Source organism: Marinobacter salexigens (genome assembly GCF_018860765.1).
Taxonomy (GTDB): domain Bacteria; phylum Pseudomonadota; class Gammaproteobacteria; order Pseudomonadales; family Oleiphilaceae; genus Marinobacter; species Marinobacter salexigens_A.
On sequence record NZ_JAHKPV010000021.1, the window covers coordinates 685,608 to 700,944 of the forward strand.

The 15,337-nt window shown below is 54.1% G+C and carries 8 protein-coding genes; 2 read left to right on the top strand and 6 right to left on the bottom strand.

Annotated features, from left to right (window positions below; all coding sequences use genetic code 11):
• Complete coding sequence (locus KO508_RS16730; protein ID WP_354668050.1) at nt 1-3,783, bottom strand: translocation/assembly module TamB domain-containing protein; 3,783 nt, start codon at nt 3,781-3,783, stop codon at nt 1-3.
• Entirely contained in the window at nt 3,780-5,534 is a 1,755-nt protein-coding gene (locus KO508_RS16735) for an autotransporter assembly complex protein TamA (RefSeq protein WP_216009416.1), read from the bottom strand. The genes KO508_RS16730 and KO508_RS16735 overlap by 4 nt, the downstream gene beginning before the upstream one ends.
• A 173-nt stretch (nt 5,535-5,707) precedes the next feature.
• On the opposite strand from KO508_RS16735, the gene KO508_RS16740 reads away from it, so the two are divergent.
• The gene (locus KO508_RS16740) at nt 5,708-6,712 is read left to right on the top strand and encodes a hypothetical protein (protein WP_216009417.1); all 1,005 of its coding nucleotides are present in this window, start codon (nt 5,708-5,710) and stop codon (nt 6,710-6,712) included.
• A 151-nt stretch (nt 6,713-6,863) separates the two neighbouring features.
• Here the strand turns inward: KO508_RS16740 and cysI are convergent, their stop codons facing one another.
• Nucleotides 6,864-8,561 (bottom strand): assimilatory sulfite reductase (NADPH) hemoprotein subunit, encoded by a 1,698-nt coding sequence (gene cysI, locus KO508_RS16745; RefSeq protein WP_252738168.1) that lies wholly within the window; start codon nt 8,559-8,561, stop codon nt 6,864-6,866.
• Nucleotides 8,561-10,363, bottom strand: a complete 1,803-nt coding sequence (locus KO508_RS16750; protein ID WP_216009418.1) for an assimilatory sulfite reductase (NADPH) flavoprotein subunit — start codon at nt 10,361-10,363, stop codon at nt 8,561-8,563. Before KO508_RS16750 ends, cysI begins: the two co-directional genes overlap by 1 nt.
• A gap of 300 nt (nt 10,364-10,663) precedes the next feature.
• On the opposite strand from KO508_RS16750, the gene KO508_RS16755 reads away from it, so the two are divergent.
• Complete coding sequence (locus KO508_RS16755) at nt 10,664-11,899, top strand: NAD(P)/FAD-dependent oxidoreductase (RefSeq protein WP_216009419.1); 1,236 nt, start codon at nt 10,664-10,666, stop codon at nt 11,897-11,899.
• Between the two features lie 72 nt (nt 11,900-11,971).
• Here the strand turns inward: KO508_RS16755 and KO508_RS16760 are convergent, their stop codons facing one another.
• Both KO508_RS16760 and KO508_RS16765 read right to left on the bottom strand, forming a co-directional pair.
• Nucleotides 11,972-13,390 carry an efflux transporter outer membrane subunit gene (locus KO508_RS16760; RefSeq protein WP_216009420.1) on the bottom strand — a complete coding sequence of 473 codons (1,419 nt, stop codon included), beginning with the start codon at nt 13,388-13,390 and terminating at the stop codon, nt 11,972-11,974.
• Between the two features lie 11 nt (nt 13,391-13,401).
• Nucleotides 13,402-15,336, bottom strand: coding sequence for a MacB family efflux pump subunit (locus KO508_RS16765; protein ID WP_200361603.1), 1,935 nt, complete (start codon nt 15,334-15,336; stop codon nt 13,402-13,404).
• Between the last annotated feature and the right edge of the window lies 1 nt (nt 15,337).

Here is a 15,337-nt window from a genome sequence, read left to right on the forward strand (position 1 = left end):
TTAAAAATCTCTGGTGTAGAAGATATCTAGAGAAGCGGCCAACCCACTGGCCGCTTCCAGATAGAAATAGCGGCCCAAATCGTAACGCAGTGCCACCGTGCTAATAGGCTCGAAAATTCCAACCCCGTAGCGAATACTGAGTTCGTCTGTGAGGTAGCCACTGGCCACCACCGATGTTTGATCGCCGCTACCTTCTGCCTCTAAGGTCAACTGGCGAATACCAAGATCCTCTCCTAACTGGCCGGTTACCTTGTTCACCTGAGTTAAGCCCAGTGAAATAGCGGCGCGGCTCATCTGGCCGTCATCACTTTGGCCCCGGGGCGCGCGACCAAGAATGACATAAGACAAGGCATCGGACTGCGGCATGTCCGGGCTGGAAAACACTTCGGTTGTGGGCGATTGAACCGGCCCACTCAGGCGAATTCCCGCCACCACTGTATCTACCTGCCGGATGGCTTCGATATCCAAATACGGCTGCACCAGATTGCCAACAAACAGTAACCGCGCGCGTCGTAATTCTAGCTCCTGACCGTAAGCTTCGTATTGGCCATTGACCAACTGCAGGGTGCCTCTGGTGTCCATGTCGTTATGGATTCGTAAAGTTCCCTCCAGATCACCCGTCACACCAAATGCTACAAAGCCCACCCGGTCTTCGCCCACTACAACGGTGACGTCCATTTCCAGAGACTGTATAAGTGGCTCCTGCTGCTCCATACCAACAATCACTTCATCCTCAGATACCGACACCGCCTGCGCCGGCAAGCCTTCGATTTCAATATCGCCCCGGGGTACCTCAACTCTGCCTTCCACACTCAACGCGCCTTCACGGAATGCAATGGTAAGGTCTGGCGCCACTTCCAAATGTGCGTAGGGTTCGATGCTGAAAGGCAATCGTTCGCCGGTAATGCGAACCTCCCCGCCGGGAGCGCCTTGCCAGTCAACCTCCCCTCGAATAACAGCTTCACTGCGGTCATTGCTTCGGATGCGGCCACGGATATCAGCAGCGTTGCCTTCAAGCTCGACACTGATCGTTACTTCCTCCATAGGCAAAGGTAAGCGCGGATCTACCACCCGACCATTGGTAAGAGCCACCTCCCCTCTCACTGAAGGTTTCAACAGGGGCCCGGAAATGGTGCCCTCGCCATTTACTTCGCCAACCACTTCCTCAAGACCGGTAAACAGGCCAGCCAGAGCAATATCCAAGCCTTCCAGCTTGAACTTGCCTTCAACCGGCCGATTCTTGGCCATCGGATCCAGGCTCATATCTACCGAAAGCTCGCCGAGTACCGGGCCAGACAAACGCACAGCGAGGTCCGCCTGCTCTGGCTTCAAATCCAGCTCCGTGGTTAGCGTTTCATAACCCAGAGTTTCCCATTCGCCATCCAGCAATATCTCAAAACGACCTTCGCCAGCATCGAGCGCTATGCTGCCATTCGGCCCCGCATCAGAAGAGGTGAAGTCGATTTCACCGTTTATGCTGGAATACCAGCGCAAGTTCTCTGGCAGTATCGGTGCCAGAGCCGTGGTGGGAAAACTGTCAATGCGGTAAACAATTCTCGGCACTGGCAGCAGCGTTTGATCATCAGCGCAGATTGAGCTTTGCTGCCAACGCCAACAATGGGCAGCAAAACTGAGTTCACCGTCTGCGCCATAAACGAGCCCTGCAGGTGAAGCCAACTCCCAACTCTGCTTCTGGCCGGGCACATCCACAACGCCTCGCGTAAGCTCACCCTGCCAACTCGCCCAGGCATCACCCGCAGCCCCCTTAAAATCCAACTGCAACCTTGCGTCTTGATGCTGGGCATCAATAACCACCGAGTGGTCACCCTGTGTGCCCTGAGCTTTAACGGTGAGCGATTCAACAGCCTGCCCAGCTGCCGTAATGCCTGTGCCTTTCACCTCACTGTTGAGACGAAACCCGGACTCCAACTGGGCATCAAGGTTCAGAGTTTCAACTGCCAACAGATCCTGCCAACGTAGCTCGGTCGCATTGGCAGTGAATTCCCCACGGGGGTCTTCGGGGGTACCCGTGAGCCTAAGCTGAAGATCAGCTTGCCCGCCAAGGCCCGGTAAAATCCTTTCTGGCTCAGGTAGCTTGAGGTCGAGCTCCGCTTTTAACTGAGCGCCCCACTGGCCGTTGCCTTCAACGCGGTTGTCACCAACAACCAACTTTAATTCCGGCACCACCCAGTCACCGGTTGCCGAGTCCAACCGGCCAGCAATGGTGGTTGGGCTAGAGCGCCACTGGCCCTTCAGGTCCCAGCTTGCCTCCATAGCGGGAACCGGCCCATCGGTGAGCTGCCCTTTTGTGGTAACGCCACCGCTGAGGCTGGCCTCCAAAACCGGCACCCAATAGCCCGGGTTAAAATTCTCCAGTTCCAGCGCGGCTTGCCAACTCAAAGGCCCAGAGAAATTAACAGCGCCACCACCCGTAAGGGAGCCTGCATCGGTTACCGCTGAAAGCTCCGTTAGCTGCGCCTGAGTGGCATCACCGGTAATCGATGCTGCTAACTCTGAACTGCCCTGAGGGGAATCAACGCCGGCGGTCAGGTTCGCTTGGTAGCGCCCATCGCGCCAAGAGACATCACCATTCAGGCTACGTAAGGTAACCGGCGGTTCATCCAAACCAGCAATTAACGAATACCAAGGAAATTGATTCAACTGTATATTCGCCTCCGCACTCAGCTCACCCTGCCATTGGGTGGTGCCGGTTACGACGACGTTTCGGGTTGAGCCGCCCGCTTGATCCTTGTTTTCTTCGCCCTCTGCAGAGAGCTCCAGCTGTATGCCCCGGGCCTCGGCGGTGGTAACCAAGCCCTCCAACGCGAGCTCGATCGGCCCTTCTGTGCCCGGCAAGGTAGCCTGCGCTTTGGTTTTAAACCCACGCTGCAGACTGCCCTGAGCCTCTGCAAACCAGTTTTTCAGTACCAGCGTATCCGGCAAGGCTTCCACAGCGCGGAAAGATTTTGAAGTAACCCGTAATCGCGCAGGTAAGCTCGCGGCCAAAGGCTCCAGCTTGCCTTCCAGAGCAGCATTGAGATAACCCCGGCTCTCGCCGGCAAGTGTCAGGTCTCGCACGCTGCCGGAAAGCGCCAAATCAATAGCCCAGTCACTGCCATAGGGGGGCGGCAAAAAAGCGCTGACTTCAAGATTAATTGGCCAGTCTCTTCGCGTTTCAACCCGGCCAGAGGCCGTAAGGGTGTAGTCATCAAGCTGATAATAGACTCGCTCCAGCTGCCAATCGGCCCCGGAGCCGTCTGCATCAAGTTCCAGCTTGTCCCACACTTTGCTGCCATTAAAGGTGAACGTACCAAGCCTTACATCGCTGACGCTCAATTTAAGCGGTAACTCAAACCCCGGCAGGCTGATATCCCCACCACTCGCCTCTTCTTCCGAGGGCTGAATGTTCACCGCAAGGTGTTTCAAACGTAGGGTTTCAAGGCAGAGTTGCAGATCAAAAAGGCAGGAGGGCGACCAGTCAATAAGCGGCGCTTCAACCGCCACGCTTATCCCATAGCCTTGCCACTCAATACGATCTGCCTGCCAGGTTCCAAACAGCGAGCCATGATCGTTTACCGCCTCAAGCCCCGGCACCTGCTCAATCACCCAGGCGGTACCCGTTTCTGACCGTAGGGCAAGCAAAACCGCAGAGACAAGAACAATCGGTAAGAGAACAAGCAAACCGAGAAGCAACAGTATCCAAAATCGAACCCGCCCCATAGGTTTGCGTTTAGGCTGCTGTGGGGTATCAACACTGTTATTACTCTTATCTGATTCAGTCACAACTCTGGCCCCATGGAGAAGTGGACCCGCCATTCACCACCAAACTCCGGGTTTAGCCCCTTGGCAATGTCCAGACGCAAAGGCCCAAGCGGGCTAATCCAGCGAATACCAGCACCCGCACCTGTCGCGAGAGGGTCAAATAAATCGTTAATGGCGTTGCCATGATCAACGAAGAGAGCGGCACGCCAATTATCAGCAAACTGGTACTGGTATTCTGCGCTGCCTACCATGGTGTAGCGGCCGCCAACCGCAACCCCGTTGTCGTTTTCAGGCGAGAGAGTTTGGTACCCATAGCCACGCACGCTCTGGTCACCACCAGCAAAAAAGCGCAAAGACGGCGGCACATCCTCAAACCGATTGGTCCCGACACCGCCAATCTGAACCCGTGATAAAAAACGATGCTTGCCCGCGAGTGTAAACAACCCCTTGGCAACAGCATTTATATGCAGTATGTCCACATTGGAAAGCGCCGCCCGGTGTGAGCCGGTGACATTAAACTGCAAACGGTAACCCCGGGAAGGGTCCAACGGTGAGTCGACGTGCAACTTGGAATAGGCTACCCCAGGAAGCAAAAGTGTACTGGTGCCTTTCTCATCGTCTCCGATGTTAAAACGCTCTCCCTCCCAGCGTAACGACAGCACCTGTAGCCACTCGTTTTCAAGTTGGTGCTGCCATTGTTGACCGAACGTTAACAGATCAGACTCAACGTTCTCTATATCCTCACGCTGGTAACCCGCCGTAAAGCGGATCAAATCCGTCATAGGAGGGTCTAGTGGTAGTTCGTACCAGGTGCTTAGGTTTTGTCTTGGCCCCGAAAGTTCCGTTTCTGCGCCCCGCTTGTGGCCCATTGGATTAATCCAGTGTTCCCGCCAGGTGCCACGGAAACGTGGACCTACATCCGTGGAAAACCCAAGCCCTGTAGCTATGGATCGAGCATCTCGACGAGTCAGGTCTATGCGCACAGGAATAACGCCATCTTCAGCATTTGAAGGTCCGGCATCAATATCCACGCCCGAGAAATACCCGCTGCTGAGCAGGTCGCTGTTGAGCTTCGCGATTTCATCCGCATGATAGGGAATGCCCGGTTCAAAAGTCACAAAGTCGTGCAGAAGGCGACTTTCGAACCAGTGCCCTTCTTCAAAGGTCACTGCACCAAGCCGGTACCGATCACCACTCTCGAAAACCAGAGTAATATGTGCTTCCAGAGATTCCGGATCTACTTTAAGGGTGCGGGTAACAAAGCGACCGTCAAAATAGCCTCTGCGCCGGGCGCGGGTTTGTAGGACGTTGCGAAGGCTGGTGTAATCGCCATGATTCAGTATATCGCCTTCGGCGGGGTGATCAGGCAGGTTATCAGTGAAGTGCGAATCCGTTGCAGCAGCCCCCTGAATTTCAACCCTGCGGGATTTCACACGCACCGGGTCACCGGGTGTTATATCCAAAATCAGAAGGGCCGACTCTTCTGAATCGCCGTCGTCCACCTCCCAATTTATAGTTGGGCTGTAGTAGCCTAGGGCTCGCAGCCCCTTACTAGCTTGGCTAACGGCTGTCGATGCATAGCGCCGAAGGTTGCTGGCACTGCGACCGTCCACTTCACCAACAAATGCTTCGGCGTTTTCCTTCAGACGTGGATAGTCGCCGTTAACACGAATCTCAACCTGGTGTGCCAAGCCGGTAGAAGACCACAGCAGAAGCAGCAAGCCCAGAAGCCGAATCCGCCCCGATTTCAAAATGTGATCAAGTGATAGCATCCGGCTGTTTCAGTGTTGGTCGCAATGGAAGTGATTATCGCTCAAGCGTGAGAGTTTAACGGCGGTCGGTCAAGTTAATCTGCGGCCAGACAAGTCGTAGGCCCGGTTCAAATGCGCTAACCTGTCTAACTAACTGCGCAGGCTATTACACCACAGAGATTGGATACCAGCGAATGCTGAAAATTAACCGCGAGAATTTGAAATCCAGCCACCAGCTAATCTGGCTGATTATCGACTTCCTGATGTTGGGCCTGATCATCATCAACCTCGCGTTCATTATCTGGGATTCTGTTTACAACTTCGCTGCCATCCAGAACGCCCTGAAAGAGCAGTTTCCGGCCCTTCAGGCGGCCTATCACCCAATCCATGAAAACTTCATTTTTTACGATGCCATATTCGTTGCCATCTTTCTGGCTGAATTTTTTGTGCGTTGGGGCTATGCAATCAAGGCCAAAGTATACGACCGCTGGTACTTTTACCCCTTTATCCACTGGTATGATCTGGTGGGTTGCATACCTGTAGGAAGCTTGCGATTCCTGCGAATTTTGCGGGTCATTTCTATTGTGTACCGCCTGCACCATTACAAAATCATTGACGTTACCGACACCGGAATTTACCGCTTCGTAAACTTCTACTACGAAGCCTTTATGGAAGAGTTATCAGACCGCATTGTGGCCAAGGTGCTGAGCGGCGTGCAGCACGAAATAACATTGGGTTCGCCGCTTTTTGAGAAGATTCAGAACGATATTCTGTACCCGCGTCGAGAAATGTTATCCGACTGGATATCCCAGCGGGTTGCTCAAGCCGCAAAGGAAGGTTACGTGCCCAATCGCGGCGCTCTGAGAACTTACCTTGAAGACCGTGTAGACCATGCATTGAAGCAGAATGTGGAATTATCGCGATTGAAATACCTGCCCGTGGTAGGTTCGACCATTCAGGAAACTCTAGAGGATGCAGTTGGCGATATCGTCGCCAACGTTATCCAACAGATATTGGAAGATCTGGCCTCCTCTGCAAATCACGCGTTTATTGAAGACATAGTAAACGCATTTATAAGCGGCCCGGATGAGCGGGATCATGAAGCAAGAAACGAAGCTTTGATCGCTCTGATTATTGAGATTATTGACGCCATTAAAGGCCAAGTCCACGTCAAACGCTGGCGCGAACAACTCCCCTAGTATCGGATCTCCGTTGCAGAAGGCTGCAGCGAAAGCAGGGGTTCCGGGCCTGAAGCTCAATCGGCGCAGCGCCAAGCGGCATTAAGCGACGAACAGCGAACCTCTGAACAATGCCGCCGGCGTTGGCTATGTTATTCAGAGGCCAGCTATTCTATTTCAAAGGTTGGTGCAACATCGCCGGTGTACGTTCTTGTTCCACAATACCCGCTCTCACCAGAAAATCACCAAAACGCTCCTCAGCTTCACGTTGCTGCTGGTAGGCTCGGAACAGCGGCCGTAACTCACTCAGTATGGTGTCGGTATCAATGTTCTCACGGTACAGCCGGTTCATACGCTGGCCTGAGAAGTCAGCTCCCAAGTATAGATTGTACTTACCCGGCGCTTTGCCGGTCAGCGCAATCTCGCCCAAATACGGGCGGGCACAGCCATTCGGGCAACCGGTAATGCGTAGGTTGATGGCATCGGGCTCCAACCCCTCTTTTGCCATGGCACGCTCTACGCGAGTCACAAACTCGGGTAGGAAGCGCTCGGCTTCTGCCATCGCCAAACCACAAGTTGGCAGAGCGACACAGGCCATGGAGTTCTGTCGCAAGGGCGAGCTGCGGTTACCCGCATCAAGCTTGTACTCTTCCACGATAGCGTCCACGGCAGCCTTGTTCTTGGGCGATACGTTGGCGATAACCAAATTCTGGTTACAGGTAATGCGAAAGCTGCCGTCGTGAATTTCTGCAATTTTTCGGAGGGCTGTTCGCAACAGGCCGTTTTCGGTATCCGCCACCCGGCCGGTTGGGATAAGCAACGTCAAGTGCTGATTGCCATCCTCGCCTTCCACCCAGCCAAACCGGTCACCGTTGTGGCTTAGGCTGAATGAGCGCGGCTTTTCAAAGGCCTGCCCGTGATTTTCCACAAAGCGCTCCCGAAACCAGTCCATGCCATAGTCATCAATGGTGTACTTAAAGCGCGCATGGGCGCGATTGGTGCGATCACCAAAATCCCGCTGAATGGCGCAGATGGCTTCACAAGCGTCCACAATTTGTTCTTTGGGCACATATCCCGCCATGGTGGCCAGCCGAGGATAGGTGGCCGGATCACCGTAAGTCAGCCCCATTCCTCCGCCAACTACCACGTTGAAACCAAGAATTTGGCCAGCTTCAACAATGGCAATCAGGCCGATATCGTTGGCAAACACATCGCAATCGTTTTCCGGAGGAACGGCCAGTGCGATTTTGAATTTCCGGGGCAGATATTTGTACCCGTAGAAGGGCTCCTCTTCCTCACCCAGCTTTTGAACACATTCTTCCCCGAGCCAAACCTCGGCGTAGGCCGCAGAGCGCCAGCGCAAACGCTCACTGATGGCTAGCGACAGTTCATGAATCTCCCCGTGCAATTGCGACTGATGGGGGTTCACGTTACTGATCACGTTGCGGTTCACATCGCCACAAGCGCCTCGGCTATCTAAACCTAGGGCATGTATTTTCTGCATGAACGGCTGCATCTGCTCTTTGAACACGCCGTGGAATTGAAAGGTCTGGCGCGTAGTCAGGCGCAGAGTAGAATCCGCACACTCGTCTGCAATTTTGTCCAACCCCAGCCATTGGTCTGCAGTCAGCACACCGCCGGGTAACCGCAAACGCACCATAAACTGGTAGAGCGGCTCAAGTTTTTGACGCCGGCGCTCATCTCGCACTTCCCGATGATCCTGCTGGTAAGAGCCATGAAACTTGGTCAGTTTGGTATCGTCTTCCGGCAAGGAACCTGTGGTGCGATCCGCCAGCCCGTCTAAAATGGTTCCACGAAGGTAGTTGCTTTTACGCTTGATTACTTCGGCTTCAGGCAGTTTCTCACTCATCAGTACACATCCCGCTGGTAACGTTTATCCCGGTTTAATTGGCGCAGGTAATCTTCGGCCTGCTCCGGATTCAGCCCACCCTGTTCACTGGCAATATCCAGTAGGGCCTGATGTACATCCGGCGCCATTTTTTCTGCATCGCCGCACACGTATAGGCTGGCGCCCCGCTGTAGCCAAGCCCACACATCGGCGCTGTTCTCCTTCAAGCAATGTTGCACATAGCGTTTTTCCGCCTGATCTCTGGAGAAAGCCACATCCAGCTTTGTAAGCAAGCCGTCGCGACGCCACTTAATCCATTCCGACTGGTAAAGGAAATCACTGCGGAACCGGCGATCACCAAAGAACAGCCAGTTCTCGCCTTCGGCCTCCCGCTCTTCCCGCTCCTGCAAGAAGGCACGGAAAGGTGCAACGCCTGTTCCGGGGCCAATCATGATCACCGGCTTGCTGTCATCCGGCAGCGCAAACTTCTTGTTGGGATCAATATAGATCCGCATTTGATCACCCTCGCCCATACGGTCCGAGAGCCAAGCAGAAGCCACACCCTCGCGATCCCTGCCATGGCTTGAATAACGTACGGCGGCAACGGTGATATGCACTTCGTCATCCACAGCAGTCTGACTGGAACTGATGGAATAGAGTCTTGGAGGCAGCTTACGCAGCAGGTTTACCAGCTCTTGCGGTGCCAGCTTGGCTATTGGCCATGCTTGAATCAGGTCCAGAAGATCGCGCCCTTCTGTCCAGGCTCTCAGTTCTGTGCTATCTGCCACCAACGCGTTAAGGGCATCATCGTTCGCCAAGTCAGCCCAGTGCTTCATGAGCGGTGGTGTTAGAAGGGTAATTTCACGGTAAAAAGCCAAAGCTTCCCTTAACGAAACCTCACACTCATCTACGGAGACCCGCTGTTCGCCGTCAAAGCCCAGCGCATTTAGTAATTCGCCAACTAGGGTCGGGTTGTTTTCCGGGTACACCCCCACCGCGTCTCCGGGTTTATAGGTCAGCCCGGAGTCTTCCAGCGACAGTTCTATATGCCGCACCTCTTTGTCGGAGCCACGACCACTGAGCAATTGATTAGTAAGAATCACCGCCGTATAAGGGTTCTTGCGGCTATATATCGAGGCTGGCGCTTGCTCTGCCGTTACTGAGCTCGCAGCCGTTGGTTGGTTGGCGCCTGCTTCGCTGACAATGGCCTCCAGCACCCTATTGATCCAGTCTTCAGCCAGGTCTTCGTAGTCCACATCGCAGTCCACGCGCTCTACCATTGCCGTTGCACCCAGTGCAGCAAACTTACTGTCAAAATCCTGACCGGTTTTGCAGAAATGCTCGTAGCTGGAGTCCCCCAACGACAATACGCTGTAACGAAGCCCCACCAGCTTCGGTGCTTTCTTACCATGGAGAAATTCGTGAAAATCCAGCGCGTTATCGGGTGGATCACCCTCCCCATGGGTAGATGCCAACACCGCCAAATACTGCTCACTCTTCAACTGCTTGGGCTTGTAGTCCGCCATGTCCAGCAGCTTGGCAGACACGCCTTTATCGGCAGCGCGAGCCGCTAGCTGCTGCGCAAGCTCTTCTGTGTTACCGGTTTGCGAGCCGAATAGAATCGTTAGTTCCGGAGCCACGGGCTGAAATGCGTTCTCGGCATCGGCTATGTTCGCACCCGTGCTCCCGGAACCACCGGCACATTTACCGGCTAAAAAACCGGCAAGCCAAAAAAGCTGTCCTTCGCTTATGCCATCAAGTAGCTCTGCAAGCCGCTCTTGCTGGCTCGCCGAAAGAGGAGATGAGTTCAGATCTGTCGTCATGTTGGATGATCCGTGTGGGCGGTAAATAAATTACTGGTTTCAAGCCAAACCTGCTGAAACCTGCACGCACTCTAGGAATCAAAAAATGAGCGACAAAATGGAATAGACGGGACAAATAAATCGAAAAATCCGATATAAACTCTAACCAATTGTTTTAACTGAATATTAAACATATTCCAAATGACTCTAAGCGAAATGACCTTAATCATTCCGAAGAATAACGAGTTACTTTTAAGCTAGCGCTTCTTATTTGCACGCCCAAGGAGCCACAAAAAGTGCTCCTTTAAAGGAGTATTCTAAATGTCTCAGATAACATCTTCACAGGCACATCAGGTGGTCGTAATCGGTGCGGGTGCGGCAGGTACCAGCGTTGCTGCATCCCTGCTTCGGCAAAGACCGGGCTTGGATATCGCTATTATTGAACCGAGCGATGTTCACTATTATCAACCGGCCCTCACACTAGTAGGTGGCGGGGCTTATTCCCTCGCGAAGACTGCTCGCCCTCAAGCCCGAACACTGCCCAAAGGCGCACGTTGGATTAGAGCTGCCGCGCAAGAACTTCAACCGGAACAGAACCGGGTTATCTTGGATGACGGGCGGATAGTGGGTTATGACACCCTAGTGGTAACGCCGGGACTGAAGCTGGATTGGGACAAAATAGGTGGCTTGCGGGAAACTCTGGGGCGAAATGGCGTTTGTAGTAACTACGACCCGTCACTGGCGGAATACACCTGGCAGTGCATTAAACAATTCCGAGGTGGAAAAGCCTTTTTCACTCAACCGGCCGCACCCATCAAGTGCGCAGGCGCACCCCAGAAAATTGCCTATCTGGCGGCAGACTACTTTCGCAAAAACCAGATAGCCGGGCAGAGTGAGTTACGGTTTTATGCAGCCGGGGGCGCTCTTTTCAGCGTTCCCGACTTTGTTCCCTATTTGGAAAAGGTCGCCCGCCGGTACAATATCGGCCTGCTGATGAATCACAATTTGATTGCCGTAAATGGTGATAAAAAAGAAGCCACATTCCGTTTCACCGACGGCAATGGAGATGTACAGGAGATAACCGAATCCTTTGACATACTCCACGTAACGCCGCCGCAATGCGCACCGGATTTCGTGAAAAACAGCCCGCTGGCAAATGCCGATGGCTGGGTAGACGTAGACCAGCACTCGCTGCAGCATATGCGCTTCAAGAACGTATTTAGTCTGGGTGATTGCAGTTCGCTGCCCACCTCGAAAACAGCGGCGGCCGTTCGCAAGCAATCGCCGGTAGCGGCTACCAACATTTTGGCCCAACTTGCCGATGGGCAGCTGAATGCAAGCTACGACGGCTATACCTCCTGCCCCATTGTGACTGGCTATGGCAAAGTAATGCTTGCAGAGTTTGTATATGGCGGCAAGGTAACGCCGACACTGCCGCTGAGCCCGTTTAAAGAGTCTGCATTTTATTGGCAGGTTAAGAAGCGCGTCCTGCCTCCCTTCTATTTTGATTACATGCTGAAGGGACATGAGCGCGATATAGCTCATAAAGCTCGTTAAAGCGGATAGCGCGTTTATGGTCATAAGTTGCGAATACAAACTTAAGGACCAGAGGTAATTGTGGCTCTTGGCTTACTTACCGGTTTGCTGTTTCTCCCATCCGCCGCCCAGTGCTTTATAAAGATCCACCGCAGCTATCAGTCGCGATATCCGCAGCTGTACCAGTTGATCCCGGGTTTGGAACAGGGTGCGCTGGGCTTCTAGTAGTGTAAGCAGCGCATCACTGCCTTCTTTATAGCGCAGCTCCGTCAACTCAAGTGTTCGGGCTGCGCGCTCGTTTACGGTTTGCTGCAGCTCTTCCCGGTACTGGCTGGTCTGCACGCGATCCAGCGCATCATCGGTTTCCTGCAATGCGGTCAGGATGGTGCTGCGATAGTTTTCAACCAACTCCCGCCGCTGCGACTCACTGACCGCCTGCTGCGCATCAAGGCGTCCACCGTCGAACAGAGACTGGACCACCGAGAGACTCCAGCCGGCAGTTTTCACTGGATCCGTCAGGCTAAGCAAATTGGTACTGTTGACACCGGCATTCAAGCCAATCGAAAAAGACGGCAGCAGAGCTGTGCGCGCCTGTTCCACATTGGCATCAGCGGCCTGAAGTCTTGCCTCTTCCCGTGCCAAATCCGGGCGCCGGGTGAGCAGTTCCGGCGGCAGTCCCGCATCGACCGACGGAAGCGTCATGGTCAACAACGTATTGTCAGCGGATTTCACCTCAAAACCCAAGGGTGAAGCTCCAACCAACACCGCCAGCGCTGACCGAGTTTGTCGGTATTGCAGTTGCAGGGGGATCAGGCTGGCCCGCTGATTCAGCACTTCTGTTTGCTGGCGCAGCAACTCAGCGCGGTTTGCAGCACCATTCCGGTAGCGCACTTCAACAATTCGCTCAACTCGCTCGGAAATACGTAAGTTTTCCTGTGCCACCCGCAGCTGTTCCTCCAACCCTAACAACTGGAACCAAGTAGTGGCCACGCTACTGGCGAGGGTCAGGCGCACCGTGTCGTAATCAAACGCGGTCGCTCGAAAAGAGGCCTCAGCTGCATGACGACTAGCCGCAAGGTTACCCCACACATCCAGCTCGTAACTGGCCGTAAGGGAGGCAGAGGTTGACTCGCTGCGCTCGGAAGGGCCGCGCCCATCAGTAACCCGAGACCCTGTAGCTCCGGTTAGTCCCAACGACGGCAACAGGCGGATGCCTGCGATACGCGCTTGCTGCTCAGCCTGAAACACGCGCTCTGCCATGGCCGCTAAGTCAGGACTTTGTTCAAAAGCCCGACTGATAAGCTGGCTCAGTTCAGCTGAACCAAAAGCCTGCCACCAGAACCGATCCGGAGCCACGCTGTTTTCCCCAATATCCCTCGGAATATTCCATGTTTCCGTGCTATCAAGCGAAGGCCGTTCAATTGGGGGTGTAACGGCGCAACCAATGAGTGTTGCTGTGGCAATCGCCAACAACAGCGCCCGCAACTCACACACTCTTTTGTTTATAAGCATCTCTTTACCCTTTACTCCGCCGCCAGCGCCGTAACCGGATCTAACCCAGCGGCCTTTCGTGCAGGCAGAAAGCCAAACAGAAGCCCAGTACCAAATGCACAACCGAAGGCGAGTAATACCGGCAACAAAGAATAGCTTATCGGTGTACCAAAATGAGCCACTAGAGCCGCCGCCCCGAGCCCAAGGCCTACGCCAATCACACCACCCAATGCCGAAACAGCCAGCGCTTCCAGCAAAAATTGCTGCAAGATATGGCGGGCGCGAGCACCCGTGGCCATGCGTATCCCGATCTCCCGTGTACGCTCAGTCACACTAACAAGCATGATGTTCATGACACCTATACCTCCCACCAACAGTGAGATCGCTGCCACGGAACCTAGCAACCAGGTGAACGTGTCTTGAGTCTCGGAAACTGTATCAATCAATGAGGCCATGTTGTAAATCTGAAAATCCTCAACACCGTGGCGCTGAAGTAGTAACTGGTGTACTTGCGCCTGAACCTCATCCATCAGCGAGGTGTCATCCACCGCAATGGTTACGTTGCGCAAATGCCTCTGACCGAAAACCCGCATACTGCCGGTGGTATAAGGCACGAGAACCACGTCATCCTGATCCTGCCCCATGGGCGACGCCCCGCGCTCACTCATCACTCCGACCACCTGAAATAGCACATTACTCATCAGGATATAGCGTCCCACCGGGTTATCTGGCCCGAACAACGCTATAGCTGTGGTATTGCCAAGAACGGCTACTGGAGCATACCCACTTTCGTCTGCCTGATTAAAAAAACTGCCCTGCTTGACTGGCCACTGGCGAACGATAGGAAACTGCCAAGAGGTCGCGTTCACCTCTGCCTGATGGTCAGCATTAGCGTGGCGCAGGGTCTGGTTACCCGTAAGTTCAGGCACCGCAGCAATGATATTCGGCAAGGTATTAATGGCATGAACATCTTCTGGCACCAATGTGGCAATGTTCCACCCACCCCTCCTTTGCCCTGGAACACCAGGCCGCACCAGCAATAGGTTACTGCCCATAGCACTGATGCGATCCACCACCGCCTCACGGGCACCGTCACCGATCGCCAGCATCGTAATCACTGAAGCTACACCTATAACAATACCCAGCAATGTCAGTGCGGTACGGAACAAATTACCCCTCATGGAGCTGATGGCTGTGCAAGCCCCCTGATAGAGTTCCCTGACAATAGAAGGGTTGTGCTTTAAAGGCTGTCGCTGGAGCCGCGGGCTGGCAATGACATCTGGCGGGCCAGGATCTCTCACTATTTGACCATCAGCGATCTCAATCTTGCGATGCGCATGCTCAGCCACATTGCTGTCGTGGGTGATCAAGACGATGGTGTAGCCTTCATCCGACAGCTCTTTTAGTAGTTTCATCACCTCGCGGCCGCTGTGACTGTCGAGGGCGCCGGTAGGCTCATCAGCAAGGATGATCTCACCGCCGTTCATCAGCGCCCGGGCGATGGATACCCGTTGTTGCTGACCGCCGGAAAGCTGACCCGGACGGTGGTCCATGCGATCATCCAGCCCCAGCCGTTGTAACAGACCGGCCGCCCTCTTCTGACGTTCACTCGTGCGCAGGCTAGCGTAGCTGGCAGGCATTTCAACGTTTGCACTGGCCGACATACCCGGCAACAAATTGTAGCTCTGAAACACAAAGCCAAACGATTCACGGCGCAAACGCGCCAGACCATCGCGATCCAGCTTTGACACATCGCGCCCATCGAACCAAAAGTGACCACTGGATGGCCGGTCGAGGCAACCTAGGATATTCATTAAAGTAGACTTGCCAGATCCGGAAGCCCCCATAATGGCTACAAACTCTCCCCGGTGGATGCTCAGGTTGATCCCGCGCAATACCTGTACGGCTAGATCACCGTTATGGTAGGTACGGGTAATATTTCGCAATTCGATCAGCGGTTGCGCCATA